Source organism: Lysinibacillus sp. FW12, from assembly GCF_050817245.1.
Classification (GTDB): Bacteria; Bacillota; Bacilli; order Bacillales_A; family Planococcaceae; genus Lysinibacillus; species Lysinibacillus irui.
Genome location: NZ_CP139094.1, coordinates 3,496,129 through 3,520,463 on the forward strand (window position 1 = coordinate 3,496,129; position 24,335 = coordinate 3,520,463).

Sequence of the window (24,335 nt, forward strand, 5' to 3'; positions counted from 1 at the left end):
ATCACATTATTTAAATTCTAGTTCTCCATCATATGCAAGCATGCCGCCTTCAAGATTTGTTACATCAAATCCTTGAGCTTCTAAATAGGCGCAAGCATTCGCAGAACGAGCACCAGCCTTACATACAACAATATACGGCTTTTCTACATCTAATTCATCTAAACGCTCTGGGATTGTCCCAAGGGCAATATGCTGAGCGCCAGGAATCATGCCATGCGCTACTTCTTCGTCTTCTCGAACGTCAATAATATATAGGTCTTCATTGGCATCCAATAGATCTAATAATTGCGTTGTTTCCATCGATTTCATAAAACTCGTCCTCCAAATATCAATTTCCTCTATCATTATAGCCTGAAGAAAAAAAAACAGCCAGTGTGGAGAACACTAACTGTTTAATACTATCTTTTTATGCTTCTGTCTCTAAAAAATCTATTTGTTTAGCTGGAACGAATGTAGAAATGGCGTGCTTGTAGATTAGGTGCTGTTTATTTTCAGCATCTAATAATAAAACTGTAAAATTATCATATGATTTCACAGTCCCTTTTAACTGAAATCCATTTAACAGAAATACAGTTACAAAAACACTGTTTTTACGTAGTTGGTTCAAAAACGTATCTTGCAAGTTGATTGATTTCATCAAATAGCCTCCCTACTAACTTTCTACCTCTTCATTCCTATAGTAGCACGTTCTACCAATTTATCAATTAGTAATTTTTAGAAATATTTCTTTAATTAGCAAGAAAATATGTCAACTTTTATAATTGCTCATCTGTCGTCATAAAATAGACATCCATTTTATTGCGGAAATAGGTAAGCTGTCTTTTTGCATAGCGGCGAGAATTTTGTTTTAAACTGTCTATCGCTTCCTCAAGGGAACATTTGCCATCCAAATAATCATATAGTTCCTTATAACCAATCGCTTGTATGGACTGAACACCTCGAATATTTTGCTGCCATAATCCTTTAACCTCTTCTAAAAGACCTTTTTCCATCATCAAATCAACACGATGGTTAATGCGGTCATACAGCACTTCACGTGACATATTTTGACCTAGCCCTAAAATGACATGCTTGTATAGAGGCACTTCACCTCGATTTTGTGCTTCTGCAGCTTTGGATACACCGCTTAATTCTAACATTTCCAATGCCCTAATCACACGTCGAGTATTGTTTGGATGAATCGTTTCAGCCGTTTGAGGGTCTAGTTGTTTTAACTTATCGTGCATTGCCTCTGGACCAAGCTTTGCTAATTCATCATAATAGGCTTTACGTGCAGCCTCATCGACTTTTTCATCAGTAAATTGAAAATCATATAAGACAGCTTGTACATATAAGCCCGAGCCACCTACTATAATGGGTAACTTATGTCGAGATTGGATTTCTGCAATTTTGGCTCGCACTAGTTTTTGATAATCTGCCACTGAAAAAGATTCTGTCGGCTCTAAAAAGCTTAGTAGGTGATGTGGGATACCCTCCATCTCTTCTTCCGTAATTTTAGCAGTCCCTATATCCAGTCCTTTATAAACTTGCATGGAGTCACCATTTATGATTTCACCATTATATTTTTTTGCAAGTTCAATACTTAAAGCTGTTTTCCCAGAAGCAGTTGGTCCCACAATAGCTACGACCTCTGCCTGCTGTAATCTAGTTTGTATCATATTTTTTTAACCACCGTAATATAACTTGAAAGACTTCTTCTTGATTGTCTTCATTTAAAATTTCATGCCGCTTATCCTCAAATAAATAAACCGTTACATCTTTTACACCTACCGCAGTTAATTGTTCAGCAACTGCGTAAACCCCTAGCCCCTGTTCACCTACGGGATCCTTACTACCACTAATCAAGAGGATAGGAAGATCTTGTCTTACCTTCGCTAATTCTTTTTTACGATTTAGTGTTGTTAAGCCCGTCGTTAAATCAACGAAAAATTGATTGGTCGGAATAAAGCCACAATAGGGATCATCAATATACTTTTGGACTTCTTGCTGTACTGAGCATAGCCAGTCATAGGCAGTTTTTGGATTCGGAAACTGTTTATTAAAGCTACCAAAGCTCAGCTGATTTAACAAATTACTTTCCGACTCTTTACCAAGTCCCTTCGCTAATGCTTTAGCGACAATATTTCCCACTGCATGCAAAGCTGTAACATTTCCGGTACCACAAAGAATTACTTTATCAACTTGCTCTCCGTATAGTTGAATATAACGCCGTGTAATGAATGAACCCATACTGTGACCAAATAGAATGAATGGGACATCTGCAAACGGTGCATGTAATTGCATTATCACTTCATGGGCATCTTTTACAACCCGTTCAAAGCCGTTTTCTTCAGCAAAGAAGCCTAATGTGCCATTATAAGCGGCCGTTTCACCATGTCCACGATGATCGTGCATCGTTACAGCATAGCCAAATGCATTGAGTGTTTTGGCAAATGTTACATAACGACCACTGTGCTCTGCCATACCATGCAAAATGTGTATATGACCAATGCATGGCGTTGATGGCTCCAATGTTCGCGTGAAGACAAATTGATCATCCGACATTTGAATATAACGCTCCATCCCTTACTCCCCTTCATTTACAAAATTTGTCGCATCCATGATAGCTTGATCTAATTCAGCTATATAAGTATTTTTTTGTTCTTCCGTATAATTCAAGTGTTGTTGCATTACTTGAACCACTTGTTGCTTATAGAGCTTCACTGCTTCAATATCAAAGTATAACAAGCCAGTACGACGAATAAAGAAGTCGCTCGGTGTATAGACCATTTCTGCTTCAATGCCATACAATAGCATGGCATGTAAGGCTAAAGGCATTGTACTGCCATGTTCATGTAAATATTTCACACGATCAAATAACGCATCAACATTCGTACCATACTTTTGTACAAGCTGTTTGGCTTCATCATAATTCAAGCCATATTGGACACCTTCTCGTGCTTTATAGGCTATATAGTCAGGGAAATTAATAGCGTTGATTCCCTTTGCACCCGAGAGTGATAGCTCACGAGTTAAACATTCACTCGCATGCTTATAACGACGAACCTTAACAATTTTATCTACAATTGTCTCTGCCATTTGACGATAACCTGTGAGTTTTCCACCTGCAATCGTCATTAAACCACTTGGTGCCGTCCAAATTTCATCTTTTCTTGAAATTTCAGAAGGGTCCTTTCCTTTTTCATAAATTAGTGGCCGTACTCCTGCCCAAGTGGATTCAATTGTTTCTCTAGTAATTGTAGCTGTTGGAAAAACACGTTTAGCTGCATCAATTAAATAATCCACATCTTGCTGGGTTGCAATAGGATGTACAGGATCACCTTCAAAGACAGTATCAGTTGTCCCTACATAGGTTTTGCCATCTCGTGGAATGGCAAAGGCCATACGCCCATCGGCAATATCAAAATAAACAGCTTGCTTCAGTGGAAAGTCCTTTTGTTTTAGGACAATATGAACACCCTTTGTTAATCGTAATTGCTTGTTATCAGCTACTTTATCTTTTTGTCGCACTTCATCTACCCAAGGCCCTGTAGCATTGACAATTTGTGCAGCATGAACATCGAGTATTCTCCCCGTTAAATGATCCTCCACCTTAATGCCAACAAGCTTTTTCTTTTCGTAAATAAATTCCTTCATTTCTGCATAATTAAGACACAATGCACCATATTCAGCAGCCTTCTTTAATACCTCAATCGTCAGACGCGCATCATCCGTTCGATATTCAACATAATAGCCGCCACCAACAAGTCCATCTTGATTGAGTAATGGCTCTAATGCTAGTGTTTCTTGAGCGTTTAACATCGTTCTTCGTTCATGTTTTTTTACACCTGCTAATCTGTCATATACCTTTAATGCTAGAGATGTTGTCAAAGGACCGAGCGAGCCCTTTTTATATAAAGGTAGGAGCATTTTTTCAGGCGTTGTTACATGAACCGCATTATCATACACAATCTCACGCTCACGTCCCACTTCTGCTACGACACCCACATCAAATTGCTTTAAATAACGTAAACCGCCGTGAATAAGTTTTGTTGAACGGCTAGAGGTACCGGCTGAAAAATCCTGCATTTCTATTAATGCAACTGAAAGTCCTCTCGATGCAGCATCTAATGCAATACCTGCACCTGTTATCCCTCCACCAATGACTAATACGTCAAAGCTATAGTGCTCAAGATAATATAAAATTTTTGGACGATGCTCATATGAAAACATACTTTTTTTCCCCCAATAGCTATGATTTAAAAATTCGTGTAGCTTCTACAGCCTTTTGCCAGCCTGTGTAAAGAGCTGTGGCTTGTTCTTCATCCATTTGTGGTTGGTAGGTTTGACCACTCATCCATAATGCCGATAAAGCCTCTTGGTTTGGCCAGAAGCTAGTAGCAAGCCCTGCTAAATAGGCCGCGCCTAGTGCTGTTGATTCATTGAGCTTTGCTAGCTCTACATGGAGCTGTAAAATATCACTTTGGAACTGCATTAAAAATTGATTTTTGACGGCCCCACCATCTACACGCAGCACTTCAATTGGTGTGCCAGCCGCTTCCTCCATCGCATCTAGTACATCCTTCGTTTGATAAGCTAGTGATTCAAGTGTTGCCCTGATAAAATGTTCTTTAGACGTTCCTCGTGTTAAGCCAAAAATGGCACCACGAGCATCTGTATCCCAATAAGGAGTACCTAGTCCCACAAAGGCGGGTACAACGTAGACACCGTCCGTATCATCTACTTTTGTAGCATAGGTTTCAGAATCTTCGGCGGTGCGTATCATTCGTAGTCCATCCCGTAGCCATTGGATAGCTGACCCAGCTACAAAAACACTACCCTCTAATGCGTAAGTCACTTTCCCATCTATTCCCCATGCAATGGTTGTCAATAATCCATTCTCAGATGTTACCGCCTGCTGTCCCGTATTTACTAACATAAAACAGCCTGTGCCGTACGTGTTTTTGGCCATTCCTTTGGTAAAACAAGTTTGCCCAAATAGAGCTGCCTGTTGATCACCCGCAATACCAGCAATTGGAATTTTTTCACCAAAGAAAATACTTGGAGCAGTTTCTGTGTAAATTTCTGATGAATTTTTCACTTCAGGGAGCATGGACATAGGGATATCTAACAGCTTGCAAAGTTCCTCATCCCATTGCAATTTATGAATATTATAAAGCATTGTTCGTGCTGCATTTGAATAATCCGTAATATGGGCCTTTCCCTTTGATAATCGCCAAACAATCCAAGAATCAATCGTTCCAAATAGCAAGTCTCCATTGTCAGCGAGTTCACGTGCACCCTCCACATTGTCTAAAATCCATTTTATTTTTGTGGCTGAAAAATAAGCATCTAAACGTAATCCTGTTTTTTGCTGAAATACTTCTTCATGTCCTTGTTCTTTTAACGTATTCACAATATCCTGTGTTTGGCGTGATTGCCAGACAATAGCGTTGTAAATTGGCTGACCTGATTGTTTATCCCAGACAACCGTTGTTTCCCGCTGATTGGTAATGCCAATTGCATGGACTTCACTTGCTTCATGTCCACTTTCAGTTAATACAGCGGCGATAACAGATAAGATAGAACCCCAAATCTCATTTGCATTATGCTCTACCCACCCAGCCTTCGGGAAAATTTGTTGAAATTCTTTTTGTGCTACATGAACAATTTCACCCTTTTTATTAAATAAAATGGCTCTTGAACTTGTCGTTCCTTGATCAATCGCTAAAATAAATTCGCCCATTCCTATTCCCCCTTCTTACTACATTACCCGTTTGAACATTTTTTTCCACTTCATACGATGTAAAGTGAATAAGCACTGGACGTCCATGTGGGCATGTAAATGGATTATCTGCATTGCGTAAATCTCGCAGCAATGTTTCCATTTGTTCTTTTGTTAGAAAATGATTGGCTTTAATCGATTTTTTACAGCTCATCATGATGGCTGCTGCTTCACGTAACTTTTTGACATCAGCCTTTTTCGTTGTCAGCACTTGTTCAATTAAATCCTCGATGATTTCCTGTTCCTCCCCCTGTGGGAACCAACTTGGGTGCTCACGGACAACAAAAGATGACTGTCCAAATTCCTCTAAAAATACACCTACAGCTTCTAACTCTTGCTTATGTTCTCGTAAAATAAGTGCCTCATCGGCAGCATAGTGGAATGTTAGTGGGAGCAGTAATGCCTGACGTTCATGTGGATTGACCTGACCAACCTTTTCGCGGAAAAACTCATATTTAATCCGTTCTTGTGCAGCATGCTGATCAATTAAATAAAAACCATCCTCCATTTGTGCAACAATGTATGTGCCATGGATTTGTCCTACTACTTCCAGTTCGGGAAACGGTTCTTTCGTTGGCTCATCCTCTAATACTTCTTGTTGTTCTACAATGCTTACCTCTTCAACCTCATTAGTCTCTATTTGAGGGGCTGGCTGCCAATTATCCTTATCCCCCACAACATCAGGAATAGGCTCTGGCTCAACTGACTGTTGATTATTTTCTTGAATAGTTTGTACATCGTACAGTTTTTCTACGATTGCATTCATCTTCTCAACATCTATCTTGGGCGCAGGTTTCCAAATATTTAATTGCTCCGTCACAGGTTTGACGCTTTTTTCCTTCTTCTCCATTTGTGGAACGCGAATAACACTGCGAATTTTTTCTCGAATGGTTTCTTCTATTAATTTCAAAAGCTCTGGCTCTTTACTTAAACGAATCTGATGCTTCGCAGGATGCACATTGACATCTGTTAAATATGGATCACCTTCAATATAGAGGACAACGATTGGAAAACGCTCGATAGGTAAATACGTATGGTAAGCATCTACAATTGCTTTTTGTACTAAATAATGCTTAACCCAGCGACCATTAACAAATAAGGACATATAATTTTTAGATGCACGTGTTACCTCTGGCAAGGTTACAAAGCCAAAAATTCGATAGTCATGTGACTCTCCCTGGAACGACACCATTTTCTTGGCATTATGTATACCATAGATAGCAGCAAGAACTTGTTGCACATCTCCTCGACCATTTGTTTGCAATAATTGTTGACCATTATGCAGTAATCTGAACGCAATTTGAGGATTACTAAGCGCGAGGCGATTCATCAAGTCTATTGTATGCCCTAGTTCAGTTTGAATAGTTTTCATATATTTTAAGCGAGCGGGTGTGTTAAAGAAGAGCTGTGAAACCGTTAAATCTGTTCCTTTACGTAAGGGACCAGGCTTATGTGTTAGAATATGTCCCCCTTCAAGCTCTAAATGTGTTCCAGATTCCCCATTCGATGTAATTAATGTCATTTTAGAAACAGAAGCAATCGATGCCAATGCTTCTCCACGGAACCCCAATGTACGAATGCGGAATAAATCATGTTCCTGATGAATTTTACTAGTAGCATGGCGAGAGAATGACATTAAGGCATCCTCCTCATCCATACCGCCACCATTATCAATTACCTGAATAGAAGTAAGACCCGCTTCTAGTAAAAACACATCAATGGACGTACTTCCAGCATCAATAGCATTTTCAACTAACTCTTTGACAACAGAAGCTGGCCTTTCTACCACTTCTCCTGCTGCGATTTTATTGGATAGCCACTCGTCCATAATTTGTATGTTTCCCACTAACGAATCACTCCTTTATTTTTTGGCGTTAATAAGCTCTTGCTGTAGTTCATATAAAATATTCATTGCCTGCATTGGTGAAGTTCCTAAAATATTTACTTTTTCTAATTTTTTTAGCACCTCTGCCTCAGCTGGCAAAATTGATTCCTCCTCAGCAAATAAGGACATTTGCACGGGTTGTTCGGCTATTTCCTGTTTTTCGGCTACTACTTCTTTACCTGCTTCAAAATTCTCTAGCAATACACGTGCCCTCGCTAAAATTTCCTCTGGTAATTGCGCAAGCTGCGCCACATGAATACCGTAGGATTTATCAGCAGCTCCTTTTTTTACCTTATGCAAAAAGACAACCGTCCCATTTTTTTCTGTGGCTGAGACATGTACATTTTGTAAACGAGGTAAATCCTTTTCAAGTGCTGTTAACTCATGATAATGCGTAGAAAATAACGTATTGGCTCCGATTTTGTCATGAATATATTCCATCATTGACTGGGCCAAACTCATACCATCATACGTCGATGTTCCACGCCCAATTTCATCAAATAGCATCAGGCTATTTTTCGTTGCGTGCATAATGGCATGCTGGGATTCAAGCATCTCGACCATAAATGTGGATTGTCCTGCTGCTAAATCATCAGCCGCCCCAATTCGAGTAAAAATTTGATCGGTAATCGGTAGCTTCGCTTTTTCAGCAGGTACATAGCAGCCCATTTGCGCCATCACAACAATCAAGGCAACTTGACGCATGTAGGTACTTTTACCAGACATATTTGGCCCTGTAATGAGCATCATATTGTTCTGCTCTTCTAACACACAATCATTTGGTACATACATTTGTTTATTTAACATTTTTTCAACAACGGGATGTCTGCCTTCGATAATTTCTAAGGCACGTCCACCATGAAATTCTGGTTTCGTAAAACGATACTTTTCTGAAACACTTGCAAAGCTTAGTAAAACATCTAGCTCGCTAATGCTTGCTGCGAGTGCTTGGACACGGGGAATATATGCTTTTAATGCATCTCGAATTTCCACAAACAGATTGTACTCTAAAGTTAAGCTTTCTTCCTCTGCATTTAAAATTAACGCTTCTTTTTCTTTTAGCTCCTGGGTAATATAGCGCTCTGCATTAGCTAGTGTTTGTTTACGCTCATAGCGAGTTAAATCCGCTAAATGGATATTGGATTTTGTAATTTCAATATAGTAACCAAAAATTCGATTATAGCCTATTTTTAAATTCTTAATACCCGTTTTCATCCGCTCTTCTTGTTCAAGCTGAGCAATCCAATCCTTGCCATTACGAGCAGCATAGCGAAGCTCATCTAGTCGTTCATTAAAGCCATCACGGATGACGTCTCCTTCTTTAATGGTAATAGGCGGATTATCTGTGATTGCCTTTGCTAACAGTGCCTCAACATCTGTACATGTATCGAGTGCTAGACCCAATCGGTGAAGCGTTTCCTTGTCTGCATCCAGCAATTGTTGCTGGATGGTTGGTACCTGGCGTAGTGAATCACGCAATTGAGCTAAATCACGTCCACCCACATTACCAAAAGCAACACGACCGGCCAAGCGTTCTAAATCATATACTTGTTTTAAGGCTGTTTGCAGCTCTGTTCGCACAAAATATGCTTCCAATAAATCGGTTACAATCTCTAATCTTGCTTCTATAGCTGATCGAGTGGCAAGTGGTTGATGAAGCCATTGCTTTAATTTACGCCCACCCATCGCCGTTACAGTATCATCAAGCAGCCATAAAAGTGTCCCTTTCTGGTCTCCGCCACGAATCGATTGAATCAGCTCTAAATTTCGTTTAGAACTAGAATCAATTCGTAAATAATTTTTTATTTCATTAAATGTGAATGCTTGAATATGTGATAAGGAACGCATTTGTGTTTGGTCAATATAAGCTAACAAACGCAGACATGCAATTTGTAATGGTTGTGGGACCGCTTCTAAATAGCTTGCTGCTTGATCGATCGGCATTTCATTAGTTTCAACTGAAAGCACAATTCCCGCATTGACGGCATGCTCTGCTAACAATAGTTGTAAACTATCAGTCACAATAAGCTCCCGAATGCCGTAAGCTTGCATTTGCATTAAAAGAGCTTTTCCATCGCCTTCTATAGAAGAAGCAACTGCTTCGCCTGTTGATAAATCTAAATAAGCATAGCCAAAAGTTGTGTCATCCAATTGCTCTGCTGCTCCAATAAAATGGTTAGATTTACCGTCAAGCGCCTTACCTTCCATAATGGTACCTGGTGTGATCAATTGAACGACCTCCCGTTTTACCACACCTTTTGCTTGCTTTGGATCTTCTGTTTGTTCACAAATCGCCACTTTATACCCTTTTTGTACAAGTGTTTCAATATAATTTTTAGCCGAGTGATGAGGCACCCCACACATGGGTATTCGCTCTTTTGCCCCTGCATCTCGGCTCGTTAATGTAATTTCTAAAATTTGTGAGGCATTAATGGCATCCTCAAAAAACATTTCATAAAAGTCGCCTAATCTAAAAAATAAAAAGGCATCTTTGTAATCTTCTTTAACCTGTAGATACTGTTGCATCATTGGTGTATATGTTGTCATATAAATATTTACCTCGCTCTTGCCTAATAGATATTTTTATTATAACAAAAGATACATGCGAAACGCTTGATTCACCTTTTTTAAGATGCTAGCGTTCCGCATGTATCAAAAAATGATGTTTTCTAGATTTATCTTGGTCGTTCATCAGGAAACGATGAAGACTCTAACACATACCTACCTTCACCATCAGAGCTCGAAGATGAACTTGAACTTGAGCTTGAGCTTGATGACGATGATGATGAGCTTTCATCATTAAAGTTCCAATCTTCCTCATAGTCTAATGGATGGACACTAATACAAATTGTTGTTTCACCCATTACTTCAACTACTACTTCACGTTCTACTACAATTTCAAACTTTGTACCACATGGAGAGATGACCGCTTCAATACAATTTGGTTCTTGTAACACCCGTACTCGAACATCCTCACCAACGCTAATCTCGCCTTCTCGGTAGTGAAGCTTCACTTTGTCTTTATAGTGAACTGTTTCGGAAAACACAGCTGTCTTCGAATGGTTACTATACGCATACCATACATTGACATCAAATTTCCCTGTTACTTCAACAAATTTCCCGACTCTTTTTGCAGAGCACGTATGATTGATAACCCAGCATCCTAAAATACTTGTCGGTTTATTTGTTGGTGATAATGTGACACGTTCTTCCGTTCTCTTCTTCCCTTTGGCAACTACTGCTTTCGTCACGATTTGTCGTAAACGTTTCAGCGCAATTCCTCCTTCGACTCTTTTCACTCCATCATATGCAGGTAGCGCCCATTGGGTGAACATATATTTTTAGAGAATGTAATGGTTCGGCAAGATTCTTTTCCATGAGATGTCTACTATAGGATAGAGTCCTTCTATAGAAGAAGACATAAAAAAGCTCGAATGCTGTCATTCGAGCTTTCATTTCTATGATTTTTTAAGAACAGCTACCTGGCTGAGAGTTTTCTACGTATGAACCTGTTTCACCGCGAAGTACATCGCCACCTGTTGAGCGAATAATTTCATTTGTTACATTATTAGCAATTGTATTCGAAACAAGTTGCAATAAATCGTTCACATCGCCTTGTGATTCTTTAAATTGTTGCACAACTGGGATGTCATTAATTTCTTCTTCAATTTTAGCGATTTTATCTTCAATCATTTTCAATGCTTTTTCTTTTCCTAAGTGTTGGAAATTAACAGCTTGTTTTTGTAAGCTTTTTAAACTTGCAATACGTTCACGTACTTGTTGATTTTCATTAATTTGTGCCTCTGCCTTTTTAAAGAATTCAACCTCTGGCGTATTCGCAATCATATGTGCAATTTCATGTGATTTTTTAATTAAATCTTCTTTTGTATATAAGACTTGTGTCATTTACGCTTCCACCTTTTCATTTTTTACGACTTCTACAAATTCACCAGTAAGCGAATAAGAGGTAGCCTCTATTATTTTAACTTTTACTAATTGACCAATTACTTCAGCTGGCGCTTTAAAGTTAACCAGACGATTTTTTCGCGTATAGCCAGCTAAGACATCATCGCGTTTTTTACTTGTACCTTCAACTAGAACTTCGACTATCTCACCTTTTAATCGTTCCAATGCTTTGCGAGAGTATTCACCCACTACTTCATTTAAACGTTGAAGGCGCTCTTTTTTGACCTCTTCGGGTACATTGTCAATCATTTTAGCCGCTGGTGTTCCCTCACGAGGAGAATAAATATACGTAAATGCTGCCTCAAAGCCCACTTCACGATATAACGACAATGTTTCCTCGAATTGCTCCTCTGTTTCATTTGGGTAGCCAACAATAATATCTGTCGTTAAGGTAACTTCAGGTATTGCGGCTTTAATTTTGTCTACTAATCCAAGGAAATGCTCACGTGTATATTTACGAGCCATAATTTTTAGAACTTCATTAGAGCCAGATTGTACAGGTAAATGAATATGTTCCACTAAGTTCCCGCGTTTTGCAAGCACTTCGATTAAATGGTCATCGAAATCACGCGGATGACTTGTTGTAAAACGGATACGTGGGATATCGATCTTTCTTAATTCATCCATCAAATCACCGAGGCGATAATCGATATCTTCAAAATCTTTCCCGTAAGCGTTGACATTTTGCCCCAGAAGCATAATTTCTTTATAGCCTGCAGCCGCTAAATCACGAACTTCAGCAATGATTTCTTCTGGACGTCGACTACGTTCTTTACCACGTGTGTAGGGAACGATACAATACGTACAGAATTTATCGCAACCGTACATAATATTAACCCAAGCTTTAATAGAACCAAGTCGCTTTTTCGGCAGATTTTCAATGACATCGCCTTCTTTTGACCAAACCTCTACAACCATTTCCTTCGACATATAGGCTTCTTTAAGTATGTTTGGTAAACGATGAATATTGTGCGTACCAAATACCATATCGACGTGTGGATAGCTTCTTAAAATTTTGTTGACAACCGATTCCTCTTGCGACATACAGCCACAAACCCCAATCAGCATTTCTGGGTTTTTACGTTTATATTTTAGTAGGAAACCTAGTTCTCCAAATACTTTATTTTCTGCATTTTCACGAATAGCACATGTATTCAGTAAGACAACGTCAGCCTCTTCAATCGCCTCTGTTGGTGTGTAGCCAAGCTGCATAAAAATCCCGGCCATTACTTCTGTATCATGCTCATTCATTTGGCAGCCATAAGTACGAATGTAAAAAGTACGATCTTTACCCATGCCTGCAAATTCCTCGGCAATGCTGAAATCCTTATGGTATTTAACATCTTCTTTGCCACGTTTTTTAGCATCTTTTAAGGAAGGAGCTGTAAAGACCCTCTCAAAATATTTACTATAATCCTTTTCAGGCTTGTCTTCTTTTTTTGGTTGATTGACCTGTTGATTAGCTAAGCGTTGTTCCTCATTCATCGCAATCAGGTAACTCCTTTCAAACGAAATCCATGCACTTGAATTTCCATTTTACTATTATACTGAATAGTTGATACTTCCTACAAGGTTTGCGCCTCAAATGTCGGGGATTCGACTTAATTACAGCAAGTTGGAAGTATCTATCCATTATATCTTTTAAATTTTAAGTGCTATCCTGCAGTTTAGACGTTCAATCCTGTTATTCACTTATTTAATCAATCACTTTCATGAAAGTACTTGTGATACTTTACATGTAAGTATCGATTATACAATTTCAGCTTGATCCATCGCTTGATATTTACATCTTTTTTATAAAGCAATGCATCCGTATATCGTCCTTCTTTCATTAAACGCTTTGCTTCTATTTTTAATTTTTCATTCCGCATGTATTTTAATAAAGTTTTCGGTGGAAGGAGTGACCATATATGCTTTGTCTGGACATACGTTCGTTCATGATGTATGCCAAGTAAATACTCATCCACCATATACTGCATTAAATTATAACCGCTTGCTGTCACATAGTGACTTGAAGCCCCTGCACGTAAATTCATTTCAAATAGCTTGTATACTCCGACTTTGGCATCATATTTCATATCGAAATTAGCAAAACCGCTATAGCCTATGTCCTCTAAAAAGTGCCGGATGGACTCCATTAGCTGTTCATCGTAATCAGTCATAACAGCTAAAGAAATACCTTTATTCTGTGGGGATGGATCTTCAAGCAGCTTGGTGCTGATACACATTAATTTGACTTTGTGATCTCTTCCTACAAAAACATCTAGTACACGGATAGAAGAATCATCGCCTGGAATAAATTCTTGTACTATCAAGGCATCTTGATAGCTAGAACGATAAATAGATTGAATAATATGCTGCATCTCAGCGGCATCCTGCACAAAAAAATTTTTTTCTTTTCTGGAAAAGAACAATTCGTATAGGCCACTGGATTAGAGGGTTTAATAATAACTGGATACTGGAAAGGGAGTTTACCCGGTAGGTGCTGTTTAGTTACAATGATGGTTTGGGGATAGTTTAATTGATACTGATCACAAAGCTGATAAAATTTTCCCTTCGTTTGCACCCTCTTAAGCAAAGTTTGATCAATATAAGGTAAAATAAAATATTTTTCAAGCTGTACTTTATTTTCAATGATAAGCTCTGCGTAATAGCAGTCACAAACGATTAAAATCAATTTCTTCTGTTGATACTGCAGTGCTACTCCGATTAAAGCTTGTACAAAGTAGGCAGGCTCATCTAAGTTCTCTACATATTGAAACTCCAATATACTGCTATTTTGTGTGGCAACGCCTTGTGAGCCGCCTAATAGGAGCGTACGAATATTTCTATCCTTTACAGCAGGCTCAATAACAAGACTTTTGATACGATAGGCTTCATAAAAGGAGCGGGCTACTCCATAGGCATGCTGACCAGATTGGATAATAATAGGCAAAAAGGGTTGTTCATTTATGAATGTCAATTTGACTCGCCTCACATATTAAATTGAATTTAATCATTTGTATGCAAGCTCCATTGTACTTATGTAACACAATTAAAAGGCACTCTGAAACTTAAGTGCCTTTTACTCTCACTATAAATCTAGCCATTTTTTGACCCGTTGCTCAAAGGCGACCACCGATTGAACACCGTAACTCCTTAGCAATTCTGTATTGGCAAATGTATATTTACCTAAATCATCAGGAAAATGGGCGTCAGAGGACACTGTAAAAGCAACTCCATGGTTCAGTAGGGTTTGTAAAAAATGAGGGCCAGGACACATTTCCTTTACAGGATAACGATAATACAGCCCAGCATTAATTTCAGTAGCAGTTTGCGTTGACGTAAGCGCTTGAGCAATACGTTTATACCAAGCCTCATTAAATTCATGATTCTCCACTTGATAATTAAACACTTTAAAATTGTCAAGATGGGCAACAAAATCAAACATATTGGAAAGAATCATGTTCTCAACCGTTGTAAAAAATTCCTCGTAACTTTGTTGTAAAGCAGATTGATCCATTTGCTCAAAAAGATATTGTGTTTGAGGATTATCAAAGCCCCAGCCATCAACAAAATGGACAGAACCGATGACATAATCCCAAGGATAATCATTTAGCAAGGCCGTTAATTCTTCCTCCCCGCCGACAAAATAATCAGCCTCAATACCAAGCCTTAAAGCGATGCCCTGTTGGCGCCATTTCTCCTTTGCCTGCTGGATGGTACTAACAAAATCAGTTATATTTTCTGTCATAACACGTTCTAGCCAATATCGCTGGATTTGACCTATTTCACTATCATCCAGCCGCATAAAGCGCTCGAAATAGGCACGCGTTTCTTGAAAACGATATAAATGATCCACAATGCCTACTTCACGTAAGCCAAGCTTTTTTGCTTGTTCAAGATATAAATCTAACCACTCCTCGCTATAACAGCCACCTTGTACTCGCTTTGCTAGTCGCTGTAGTTGATCGGTCATATGTGCCTTCGAACCTTTATCTATCGCATCATGTTGATGGAAAAAATCTAATGCTTGTGATGTACGCTCTAGCCAGCGAAATGAATAAGGTCCTTCTTCTAAATGCACATGATAATCTATTGTCATCCGCTATTCCCTCCATTACATACCGTCCATTTTTCCTCATAATCCTGCCATTCTATTGGACAAGTGCTTTCACACAGAATTTCTGTACAATCTTCTAGATGACAGATTTGAAAAAATGATTTCCCATTCATCTTAGATGCATCGGCTAATAAATAACTCAATTTGCTATGCTTGAGCATCTTTTTAGAAACTAGAGATTCATCTAAATCGTAATCATAAACAATGCCATCACTAATACCACCACAAGATAAGAAGGCTTTATCAAAATTCATATTATCTAGCATTTCTAATGTCATAGCACCCGCGACTGAAGATTGTTTAGGATTTGTCGTACCTCCTAGTAATATGACCTTGCCCGTCATACGTCGCTCTTCAATGGCTAAATTAAATTGAATAGCTGCCGCGATCGAGTTGGTTACAACAGTTATATCATCGACAGCTAGTAAGAAATCGGCCATATGAACTGTTGTTGTCCCTGTATCAACTGCAATGGTATCGCCATCGCAAATGCGTTTGGCAGCTATACGAGCAATTTGGCGCTTTGCTTCTTTTTGCATTTGTAGCTTGCGTAAAAAAGCAGGCTCATTTCGAACGTTGGTGTATTTAATAGCTCCACCATGAACCCTTGTTAGTAAATGCTGCTGCTCTAATTCATCAAAATCACGGCGAATTGTTTCTGGTGCCACTTGAAGGGCATCGGCAATATTTGCAACGATTATTTTACCCTCTATATCTAATTGTTTTAAAATAAATTCAAATCTCTCAAGTTTTGCGTACGTCATAATAGGGCAATCACATCTTCTTTTGCGACATAACACGTATAGGATTTGCCCATTTCAAGCGAATACCCTTGTTGATGGAGTTGTTCCATTGTAAATGTGGTTTCTCCATCAAATGTAGTTCGAATAATATTGCCACTCATTAATGATTGCTTCGCTATCCCCGATAGACATAAATCCCCCTCTCTTTTTTCAAGATGCAGGGCTTCTGGTCGAATGGCAAATTTGGTGGATTGGTCTCCTAAAGATTCTCCAAGCATCTTCTCTAATGACTTGCGAGTAAAGATATTGTAATGCCCTATAAAGCCAGCAATAAATTCATTAGTCGGTCTTGTATAAATCTCTGTCGGTGTACCACTTTGGGCTATGTTACCATGATTCATCACGAATATTCGGTCTGAAACAGCCATTGCCTCCTCCTGATCATGCGTGACTAAAATCATCGTCATATTGAGTTTTCGTTGAATTGTTCTTAAGTCAGCTTGCAGCTTCTTGCGAATTTGCGCATCTAGCGCACTAAGCGGCTCATCTAAGAGAAGTACTTTGGGACGAACAATTAAGGCTCGTGCAAGAGCAACACGCTGCTGTTGCCCACCAGATAATTCTTTTGGGTAGGCATGGGCTTTTTCACTTAAATGGACAAGTGCTAGTATTTCTTGAACTCGTTTGTCCATTTCAGCAGCAGCAACTTTTTGCATACGTAAACCAAAGGCAACATTTTCTTGCACAGTCATATTTGGAAAGAGCGCATAGGATTGAAAGACCATGCCCACTTGACGATCCTTCGGTTGCACACCAGTCAAATCTTTTCCTTCAATAGAAATCTTACCTTTAGTTGCGTCTGTTAAGCCTGCGACAATTCGTAAAATGGTACTCTTCCCACAGCCACTTGGCCCTAACAATGTAATGAATTCACCCTTTTTAATTTCCATAGTAATATTTGTTAAAACGGCTGATTGCCCATATTTTTTATGAAGTCCTTCAATAACAAGATAACTCATAGATTTGTAGCACCTTTCGTTCTTTTCGTTACTATCGCAATGACAAAAGTTAATAGACCCATCAGCACGATATAAATGAAAACAATTGCACTAGCAATATGTCCACTTGTGCTAAGCTTTTTCATTAAGTAAATCTGAACTGTTTCAAAGCGAGAACCAACCACAAGATTAATCAAGACAAATTCACCAAATAAGACAGAGAAGGATAACAATGCCCCTGCAAATAAACCTGGATAAACAGTAGGCAATAAAACTTTTGTAAATGCTTGCTTTTTAGAAGCGCCAAGTAATTGGGCTGCATCAAGTAGCTGCCTAGCATCTATATTTCGTAAACTATTTCGTGTTCCTTGATAGATATAAGGGAGAATCCCAACAACATAGGCTCCTAAAACAACAAAAATCATCGGTATACCAAATTGGCTATAAACACGAATAAGCCCTACTGCTAAAATAATTCCTGGGAAAGAATAGACCATAACCACTGCCATTTGTATCCATTTTTCGTATGTAGGAAAGTATAGAACAATGACGAAAATGGCTGGCACAATGACAAGGAGTGCAATACTTACAGCGCCACTGGCTAATAGTACAGAACGTCCAAATGCCTGAATAAAATCAGTGTCTTGAAACAACGTAGAAAGCCATTTTAATGTCAATCCCTCTGGTAGTATAGTTTTGTTCCATTTTGACGCAAAGGCATAGAGCATGGTTGCTAGCACAGGTAATAGTAAATACCCCACTAACAGGAGGAAAAATAAATCGGCCAAGCCTTGCTTTTTCATTTAAGTTTCCTCCTTGTTTTTGAGATGCTCCACTCACTAATTAGCATAGCAGTGACCATTGTTACAGCGAGAATGACCGCTATCGCACTTGCTAGCTCTGGTTGAGCAAAGATATCCCCTTTTATTAATGAACCAATACGAATCGCAACGAGGTTATAATTACTGCTTGTTAGTGCATAGGCAGAAGCATACGCACCCATCGCATTGGCGAACAACACACTAAATGTTCCAACAATACCTGGTAGCATAATAGGTAGACCAATCTTCATCCAAAACTGCCAACTAGATGCGCCTAGTAAGGCAGCGGCTTCCTTCCAATGTTGCTGAATCCCATCATAAATGGGATATAACAGCATGAGTGATAACGGAAGCTGAAAGTAAATGTAGATTAATAATAAACCACCCCAACTATAAAGAGAGAAGGACGATAGTACATCGATATCCCATTTTTCAAATAATAGGGTAAATAGCCCGCTATTTCCGAGTAAAACGATAAAAGCAAATGCAAGCGGAATACCCGAAAAATTCGAAGTTAAATTTGATAAAATTAAAATTTTCTCCCTTACTGGTTCAGAAAATTTCATCATGGCATAGACCGCGAACAATGTGACAATTAGCGCAATCAAGGCAGAGATAATGGATAATGTAATACTATTTTTAAAACCTTGTAAAATATAGTCATTCGTAAAAATGGCTTCATATTGCATCAACGTAAAGCCTTCACTATTTTGAAAGCTTGTTATGAGCATATAAAATAACGGAACAAAGAAAAACAATAATAGTAAGACAAGAAAAGGCGAAAGCCAGGCAATGGATTGCCGCTTCGATATCAACACAATCACTTCTTTCTATAAATTACTTGCGGCTTAGGGGGATAATAGCCGCTCCTGTTAAAGTGGAGCGACTATTATTGTTTAAACTTCTTTTGCTGTAAACACACCTTCTAGTAGGAGTGGTACCATACCTTCAGCAGGCTCAATAGCTAATAAATGACAGCATAATGGTGCAATTTGTAATTGCGAAATAATCCCTTCTTTAATACCAGCCTTTACAAAATCAGAAATGACAAACAGCGGGACATGTCGATCCTCATGGGTAGTACCGCCATGGTTGCCATCACTTGTCATACCATGATCAGCCGTAACGATGACCTCATAGCCTTGTGCCATACACTTAGGAATAAATAAGGAAAGTAATGCATCCATGGCTAAAACTCGATTGCGATATTGTGCGGAATCTGCCGTAAATTTATGACCATCATCATCAACATTCATTGGATGGATATAAAGAAAATCAGGCTGCTTTTGATCCATTAACCATGCTGCATCAGCAAATACATGACTATCAGGATAATGATCCTCGAAATAGAACAAACCATTTTCAATAGGTAACTGTTTATCAAGCTGTAATCTATCCTCCATATGGCTAAATGGCGCTCTATTGTATAGCTCACTTACCCAATAATAAGCAGAGGCTGCAGTGGACAAACCATGTTCCTTTGCGACATGAAAGACACTTTTTTGATTCGATATACGTACGGTCATATTGCTTGTAACTCCATGAACAATGGGGGGTGTCCCTGTTAAGATCGTCTCATATAAAGGTCTTGATAAGGATGGCACCTCTGAGCAAATTTTATAGCGAGCGGCCACCTTACGTTCGACTAGATGGTGCAAGAATCCCATATGTGTACAGGCCGTATCAAAACGTAGCGCATCGATCACAATGAGTACCACTTTGTTATTTTGCATAGATTAACACCTGCTCTTGATAGTATTGAGGAATTTGCTTTGTTGTTTCTTCCCATTTCTTTTGATCTTTTACTGGTTGAGCATTCGTATACATATCTGCTGGTAATAGTAGATCCCTTACATCCTGTGGTAACTCTACCTTTTCTCGAATTGGGCGTGCATAGCCCTTTGCTAAATTCTCTTGACCAGCATCGGATAAAATATATTCGCGAGCAAGCATGGCAGCATGTGGATTTTTTGCATACTTATTAATAATCGTTGCATAGCCAGAAGTAACAGATCCTTCCGATGGGATCACTACATCGAAACGTTCTTCATCAATTTGATGACGATACCCTAAGGCATTAAAATCCCATAAGATGGCGACATCAATTTCTCCTTTTTCTAAATTTGCTACGGATGGATCTCCTTGTAATCGACCTTGTTTTGCTAACTCAGCAAAAAAATCAATGCCAGGCTGGATATTCGATTCATCTCCCCCAAATGCCATTGCCGCAGCTAAAATAGCAAACTGAGCTTGATTTGCCGTTAAGGCATCCCCAATACTAACTGTGTAATCTCCATTTTTCAGATCCTCCCAGGAAGTTGGAGGATTCTTCACATTATTTTTATCTGTTAAAAATGAAATGGTCCCCGTATAACCGACAATCCAGTGTCCTTCATCGTCCTTAGCCCAATCAGGTATTTCATCCCAGTACGAAGTTTTATATGGTAAGGTTAAGCCCTTGTCCTTAGCGATTGGACCAAAAGCGATGCCAACATCGCCAATATCTGCTGTAGCATCATCCTTCTCTGCTTCAAATTTCGCTAACTCTTCAGCACTCGACATATCCGTATCTTTGTGCTTTATGCTATATTCGGCTCCAAGCTCTTCCCAAGTTTCCACCCAGTTCGCCCATGTATCTGGCATACCAACGGAATTAACAGTACCCTCTTCCTTCGCTTTCTCCGTAATTTCCTCAAGCGATAAATCTTTGCTTACCTCATTTGCACTAGATGAACTGTCAGAACAAGCTGCTAACATGGAAATTGTTAATGCACCAATTAGACCTTTTTTCCACCACTTTTGAATTGCCATGTGTTGGACCTCCATTTGTTTTTGTTTATTTTTATTTGCTTACAAACGTAATGGTATAAAACAAACATTAAGCAAGTATGGAGTGCATTAAAATATTTAGTAAAAATTATTGAGAAATTATAAAAATCTTTAAATTTAAAATAGCAAAATCCATTTATAAAACCAGTTCTCCTGCTTTAATTTCCTTATAATAAATAAAACCCACACATTTTGAGGAAAATAATCAAAATGTGTGAGTTTTTTAGATAAATTTATGGTTTCGACAGCAATCAAAATATTAAGCATTGAACAGAATAGAAATGAATATAGAAATTTTTAAGTCGACTATATGTGTTAAGCTCTAATTCATTTTACCTTTTAAAAAATTGGTACCATGGAACACCTACAAAGAAAACAGCAAACAATAAAATAAGAAAATCATGGGCTTGTACCCCATTTGAAAAAAGTATTAGCACTATAACTATAAATGCCAATATTCTAAGTAAACCTAATTTTTTCATGGAACCCACCATTCTTTTCTAATTTAATAAGAACAGTACGATGAAAAACTGAAAAATTACCAAGCTTACACAAAATTGGACGTATTGAAAAGTAAAATCACATACAATTTCAGACTATGTCAGGTAGCCGAAATAATTCCTTACTCGAATGTAACGACAGGGATGAAATATTTATTGTGTTGATTAGTTGGAGAGACCTAAGAAATCTGCATATGTATGCGGCTCATGTTCCTTTAGAATTGTTAAAAATGTAAATGCTAGCTGCACAACTGACCACCATCTCATATTGTATGACAGCTCAAATTGAGAAGGCTCTAACGTAAAAACATCCTGAAAAATAGCGAGTGGCTCGATTTGCTCATCCTTTAGAATGGATAAAAAGCCCAGAAATAATGTATGATCCTTTACTTCAATCAATTTATCATTTACAAGAGCATCTATTTTTTCAGGCTGCTGAAAATTGCACTGTGTGGCTACATAAAGTTCTAAATCCTGTGCACGCTTTCTTTCTTCACGTTCCTTTTTCTTTGCAATAAAATCAATGACGTTATTCACGGTCATCGCCTCTTTTTTTTCTTTTATTGTAGCATTGTTTAGACAAACATTGCCTGTACTGGCCTCTGCTTTTTTTGGGGAGCTCTTAATGATTTAACAGAGGCTTAGATGGAATACACGCGGAAGCCTGGTCTTTGCGGACAAGTATGATTTACAACCCTGACGTTGGAATTGTGATTGTCACTTTTCCTCCACCCGTTATCGAACTATTAGCTAGCGTCAATGTTCCACCATGTTTTTGAATAATCGATTCTACAATGTAAAGCCCCATCCCATGATGTTTTGCAGAATTCCTACTTGGATCCCCTCGATAAAATTGCTTGGTTGCTTCTTTTAAATCTTTCGATGAAAAACCTGGACCACTATCTGTCACAGTAAAATGAACAAAGTTTAATTCTCCAGCAACCGATAAAGTGACTTTGCTATTATTGGGTGTATGTTCAACAGCATTAACAATCACATTTAAAAGAGCCCGATAAAAGAGTTCCTCCTCTATCATCAAAACAGCAGGCAATTTATCTTTCACTACATCTACTTCGAGTCTTTTTTCCAAAGCAAGAGCCTTCATTTGTTGTTCTATCTTATGAACAAAGGAATCTAATTCTACATTTGTTTTTGCATTCACAACATGTTGTTCCATCTTCGATATGTCCATTAATTGCTTTGTGAATTTTTCTATTTCAATGGTATTTTTTAATATATAACGATTATATTCTTTTTGTATATCATCTTGAACAGTATCTTGTAAAAGCTCCGCATTTCCCCGAATAATGGTAAGAGGTGTTTTCAAATCATGGGCAAGTGCAGAAATTTGTTCTCTTCGCGACCTCTCTGCCTCCCATTGTTGTGTTAATGAACGATTTAATGCTTCCTTCATTTGCTCAAAAGAGAGTGCAATATCATCTATTTCTCTAATACCAGAAGGTTTTAAATGAAAATCCAAATTTTGATTTTGGATTTTTTCAATGGCCACTTGTAAGCCCGACATTTTCCGTTTAAGCCTTCTGCCGAAATGAACTGCAAGCACTGTTGCCTGCAAAATTACTCCTAAAATAAATAACAGTAACACTGTTAGTTGAGGGTTGGGTAAGTACTTTCTTATAATAGTGGAGCGATACTCGGGAACTAAACTATAGCGTAGAATACACACTTCCTGTTCTCGTTCAATAAATGTATAAAACCTAGAGCTACTCTGCCTCTCCCCCTTTTGCTGCAAATGAAAAGCATGGAGAGCCTCTTTTTCTGTTAAATTGCCAGAAAGATATTTCCCTTGATTGGATATAACAGCGTAGTCTACAAGATCAGGAATCATATTGTCTGTAACTAAACTGCTTGAAGCAATATGATCTTTCACCTTAGTAATCTGAGTTTCTGCATAATTTGCTGGCAAAATGATATTAGCCGAAAAGGCAAACATAAATAGACCCATTAGCAGTGCCACTAATAAAATAATCCCTATGCAAAGAAATAATAAATACCTAAGGAAAAATGTATGAAGACGTGTTCCTTTCCTCGGTTTTATTGACTCCATTTATATCCAATCCCCCAAACCGTGTTAATGACATCTATGTCAAAAGTATGTAGCTTTGAGCGGATATTTTTAATATGTTCTGTTATCGCCGTACTATCACTTTTGCCATCAAATCCAAAAATCGTTTCGTATATTTGTTCTTTTGAAAAAACTTGTCCCCGATTACGTGCTAAAAATTCACATATCTCATACTCACTTTTAGTTAGCATGACTCGCTCATTATGAACAAAAAGCTCTTTACCTGAAAGATTAAAATGCACATTATCGATATAAAGAATGCTCCGTTTCTCTCTTCTTTCACGTCGAATATGGGCATTGACCCTTGCACGTAGCTCCCCAATGCCAAAGGGTTTGGTTAAATAATCATCTGCACCTAATCCAAGACCATACATAACATCTTCCTCTAGCGATTTAGCAGTAAGAAAAAGAATCGGACAATCCACTGCATGGCGAATTTGTCCGCATAGTGTAAAGCCATCAATAGCAGGCATCATCACATCGAGCAAAATTAAATCGAAGATACCTAGATCTAGCTTAGCAACTTCTGTTGGTTCGGATACAATTGTTACTAAATGATCATCTGTTCGAAGTGAATTTTTAATCAACATTAAAATATCTTCCTCATCATCAACTACTAATATATTCGCCATAACTAACCC

General features: G+C 38.4%; 21 protein-coding genes and 1 pseudogene. All 22 read right to left on the reverse strand.

Features of this window, described 5'->3' with window-relative positions; translation table 11 throughout:
* Nucleotides 1–6: 6 nt before the first annotated feature.
* The gene (locus SJW71_RS18165; protein WP_274796080.1) at nucleotides 7–309 is read right to left on the reverse strand and encodes a rhodanese-like domain-containing protein; all 303 of its coding nucleotides are present in this window, start codon (nucleotides 307–309) and stop codon (nucleotides 7–9) included.
* Between the two features lie 97 nt (nucleotides 310–406).
* Nucleotides 407–637, reverse strand: coding sequence for an RNA chaperone Hfq (gene hfq, locus SJW71_RS18170; protein WP_274796079.1), 231 nt, complete (start codon nucleotides 635–637; stop codon nucleotides 407–409).
* A gap of 118 nt (nucleotides 638–755) precedes the next feature.
* Entirely contained in the window at nucleotides 756–1,658 is a 903-nt protein-coding gene (miaA, locus tag SJW71_RS18175) for a tRNA (adenosine(37)-N6)-dimethylallyltransferase MiaA (RefSeq protein ID WP_274796078.1), read from the reverse strand.
* The gene (locus tag SJW71_RS18180; protein ID WP_312505272.1) at nucleotides 1,645–2,562 is read right to left on the reverse strand and encodes an alpha/beta fold hydrolase; all 918 of its coding nucleotides are present in this window, start codon (nucleotides 2,560–2,562) and stop codon (nucleotides 1,645–1,647) included. The genes miaA and SJW71_RS18180 overlap by 14 nt, the downstream gene beginning before the upstream one ends.
* Before the next feature lie 3 nt (nucleotides 2,563–2,565).
* Nucleotides 2,566–4,212: a glycerol-3-phosphate dehydrogenase/oxidase gene (locus tag SJW71_RS18185; protein WP_312505270.1), complete on the reverse strand. Its 1,647-nt coding sequence runs from the start codon at nucleotides 4,210–4,212 to the stop codon at nucleotides 2,566–2,568.
* A 19-nt stretch (nucleotides 4,213–4,231) separates the two neighbouring features.
* Nucleotides 4,232–5,725 (reverse strand): glycerol kinase GlpK, encoded by a 1,494-nt coding sequence (gene glpK, locus SJW71_RS18190; RefSeq protein ID WP_407133111.1) that lies wholly within the window; start codon nucleotides 5,723–5,725, stop codon nucleotides 4,232–4,234.
* Nucleotides 5,700–7,610 (reverse strand): DNA mismatch repair endonuclease MutL, encoded by a 1,911-nt coding sequence (gene mutL, locus SJW71_RS18195; protein ID WP_431811320.1) that lies wholly within the window; start codon nucleotides 7,608–7,610, stop codon nucleotides 5,700–5,702. The genes glpK and mutL overlap by 26 nt, the downstream gene beginning before the upstream one ends.
* 15 nt (nucleotides 7,611–7,625) lie before the next feature.
* A complete protein-coding gene (gene mutS / locus SJW71_RS18200) occupies nucleotides 7,626–10,196 on the reverse strand; it encodes a DNA mismatch repair protein MutS (protein WP_274796073.1) in 2,571 nt (856 codons plus the stop codon).
* Nucleotides 10,197–10,324: 128 nt separating this feature from the next.
* On the reverse strand, nucleotides 10,325–10,984 hold the full coding sequence (cotE, locus tag SJW71_RS18205) for an outer spore coat protein CotE (RefSeq protein ID WP_274796072.1): 660 nt from the start codon (nucleotides 10,982–10,984) through the stop codon (nucleotides 10,325–10,327).
* A 133-nt stretch (nucleotides 10,985–11,117) separates the two neighbouring features.
* The gene (locus SJW71_RS18210; protein ID WP_274796071.1) at nucleotides 11,118–11,555 is read right to left on the reverse strand and encodes a RicAFT regulatory complex protein RicA family protein; all 438 of its coding nucleotides are present in this window, start codon (nucleotides 11,553–11,555) and stop codon (nucleotides 11,118–11,120) included.
* On the reverse strand, nucleotides 11,556–13,100 hold the full coding sequence (gene miaB, locus SJW71_RS18215; RefSeq protein WP_312505265.1) for a tRNA (N6-isopentenyl adenosine(37)-C2)-methylthiotransferase MiaB: 1,545 nt from the start codon (nucleotides 13,098–13,100) through the stop codon (nucleotides 11,556–11,558).
* Between the two features lie 215 nt (nucleotides 13,101–13,315).
* Nucleotides 13,316–14,577: pseudogene (locus tag SJW71_RS18220) on the reverse strand (ATP-grasp domain-containing protein).
* A gap of 111 nt (nucleotides 14,578–14,688) precedes the next feature.
* The gene (locus SJW71_RS18225; protein WP_407133103.1) at nucleotides 14,689–15,699 is read right to left on the reverse strand and encodes a histidinol phosphate phosphatase domain-containing protein; all 1,011 of its coding nucleotides are present in this window, start codon (nucleotides 15,697–15,699) and stop codon (nucleotides 14,689–14,691) included.
* Nucleotides 15,696–16,481 carry a DeoR/GlpR family DNA-binding transcription regulator gene (locus tag SJW71_RS18230; protein WP_322605935.1) on the reverse strand — a complete coding sequence of 262 codons (786 nt, stop codon included), beginning with the start codon at nucleotides 16,479–16,481 and terminating at the stop codon, nucleotides 15,696–15,698. Before SJW71_RS18230 ends, SJW71_RS18225 begins: the two co-directional genes overlap by 4 nt.
* The gene (locus tag SJW71_RS18235; protein WP_431811321.1) at nucleotides 16,478–17,479 is read right to left on the reverse strand and encodes an ABC transporter ATP-binding protein; all 1,002 of its coding nucleotides are present in this window, start codon (nucleotides 17,477–17,479) and stop codon (nucleotides 16,478–16,480) included. The genes SJW71_RS18230 and SJW71_RS18235 overlap by 4 nt, the downstream gene beginning before the upstream one ends.
* On the reverse strand, nucleotides 17,476–18,261 hold the full coding sequence (locus tag SJW71_RS18240; RefSeq protein WP_431811322.1) for an ABC transporter permease: 786 nt from the start codon (nucleotides 18,259–18,261) through the stop codon (nucleotides 17,476–17,478). The genes SJW71_RS18235 and SJW71_RS18240 overlap by 4 nt, the downstream gene beginning before the upstream one ends.
* Nucleotides 18,258–19,103 carry an ABC transporter permease gene (locus SJW71_RS18245; RefSeq protein WP_274796064.1) on the reverse strand — a complete coding sequence of 282 codons (846 nt, stop codon included), beginning with the start codon at nucleotides 19,101–19,103 and terminating at the stop codon, nucleotides 18,258–18,260. The genes SJW71_RS18240 and SJW71_RS18245 overlap by 4 nt, the downstream gene beginning before the upstream one ends.
* Nucleotides 19,104–19,175: 72 nt before the next feature.
* The gene (locus SJW71_RS18250) at nucleotides 19,176–20,012 is read right to left on the reverse strand and encodes an alkaline phosphatase family protein (protein WP_274796063.1); all 837 of its coding nucleotides are present in this window, start codon (nucleotides 20,010–20,012) and stop codon (nucleotides 19,176–19,178) included.
* Nucleotides 20,002–21,090 carry an ABC transporter substrate-binding protein gene (locus SJW71_RS18255; protein WP_431811323.1) on the reverse strand — a complete coding sequence of 363 codons (1,089 nt, stop codon included), beginning with the start codon at nucleotides 21,088–21,090 and terminating at the stop codon, nucleotides 20,002–20,004. Before SJW71_RS18255 ends, SJW71_RS18250 begins: the two co-directional genes overlap by 11 nt.
* A gap of 683 nt (nucleotides 21,091–21,773) precedes the next feature.
* Nucleotides 21,774–22,151 (reverse strand): 2-oxoglutarate ferredoxin oxidoreductase subunit beta, encoded by a 378-nt coding sequence (locus SJW71_RS18260; RefSeq protein WP_412926789.1) that lies wholly within the window; start codon nucleotides 22,149–22,151, stop codon nucleotides 21,774–21,776.
* 145 nt (nucleotides 22,152–22,296) lie between these two features.
* The gene (locus tag SJW71_RS18265) at nucleotides 22,297–23,676 is read right to left on the reverse strand and encodes a sensor histidine kinase (RefSeq protein WP_412926790.1); all 1,380 of its coding nucleotides are present in this window, start codon (nucleotides 23,674–23,676) and stop codon (nucleotides 22,297–22,299) included.
* Complete coding sequence (locus SJW71_RS18270) at nucleotides 23,664–24,326, reverse strand: response regulator transcription factor (RefSeq protein WP_274796059.1); 663 nt, start codon at nucleotides 24,324–24,326, stop codon at nucleotides 23,664–23,666. The genes SJW71_RS18265 and SJW71_RS18270 overlap by 13 nt, the downstream gene beginning before the upstream one ends.
* Nucleotides 24,327–24,335: the final 9 nt, after the last annotated feature.

Coding starts and splice junctions, on each gene's coding strand:
- SJW71_RS18270 (WP_274796059.1), bottom strand. CDS start 24,326: ATGGCGAATATATTAGTAGTTGATGATGAGGAAGATATTTTAATGTTG.
- SJW71_RS18235 (WP_431811321.1), bottom strand. CDS start 17,479: ATGAGTTATCTTGTTATTGAAGGACTTCATAAAAAATATGGGCAATCA.
- SJW71_RS18260 (WP_412926789.1), bottom strand. CDS start 22,151: ATGACCGTGAATAACGTCATTGATTTTATTGCAAAGAAAAAGGAACGT.
- SJW71_RS18185 (WP_312505270.1), bottom strand. CDS start 4,212: ATGTTTTCATATGAGCATCGTCCAAAAATTTTATATTATCTTGAGCAC.
- SJW71_RS18250 (WP_274796063.1), bottom strand. CDS start 20,012: ATGCAAAATAACAAAGTGGTACTCATTGTGATCGATGCGCTACGTTTT.
- SJW71_RS18230 (WP_322605935.1), bottom strand. CDS start 16,481: ATGACGTACGCAAAACTTGAGAGATTTGAATTTATTTTAAAACAATTA.
- SJW71_RS18180 (WP_312505272.1), bottom strand. CDS start 2,562: ATGGAGCGTTATATTCAAATGTCGGATGATCAATTTGTCTTCACGCGA.
- SJW71_RS18225 (WP_407133103.1), bottom strand. CDS start 15,699: ATGACAATAGATTATCATGTGCATTTAGAAGAAGGACCTTATTCATTT.
- miaA (WP_274796078.1), bottom strand. CDS start 1,658: ATGATACAAACTAGATTACAGCAGGCAGAGGTCGTAGCTATTGTGGGA.
- SJW71_RS18265 (WP_412926790.1), bottom strand. CDS start 23,676: ATGGAGTCAATAAAACCGAGGAAAGGAACACGTCTTCATACATTTTTC.
- miaB (WP_312505265.1), bottom strand. CDS start 13,100: ATGAATGAGGAACAACGCTTAGCTAATCAACAGGTCAATCAACCAAAA.
- SJW71_RS18240 (WP_431811322.1), bottom strand. CDS start 18,261: ATGAAAAAGCAAGGCTTGGCCGATTTATTTTTCCTCCTGTTAGTGGGG.
- glpK (WP_407133111.1), bottom strand. CDS start 5,725: ATGGGCGAATTTATTTTAGCGATTGATCAAGGAACGACAAGTTCAAGA.
- SJW71_RS18255 (WP_431811323.1), bottom strand. CDS start 21,090: ATGGCAATTCAAAAGTGGTGGAAAAAAGGTCTAATTGGTGCATTAACA.
- cotE (WP_274796072.1), bottom strand. CDS start 10,984: ATGTTCACCCAATGGGCGCTACCTGCATATGATGGAGTGAAAAGAGTC.
- hfq (WP_274796079.1), bottom strand. CDS start 637: ATGAAATCAATCAACTTGCAAGATACGTTTTTGAACCAACTACGTAAA.
- SJW71_RS18165 (WP_274796080.1), bottom strand. CDS start 309: ATGAAATCGATGGAAACAACGCAATTATTAGATCTATTGGATGCCAAT.
- SJW71_RS18210 (WP_274796071.1), bottom strand. CDS start 11,555: ATGACACAAGTCTTATATACAAAAGAAGATTTAATTAAAAAATCACAT.
- mutS (WP_274796073.1), bottom strand. CDS start 10,196: ATGACAACATATACACCAATGATGCAACAGTATCTACAGGTTAAAGAA.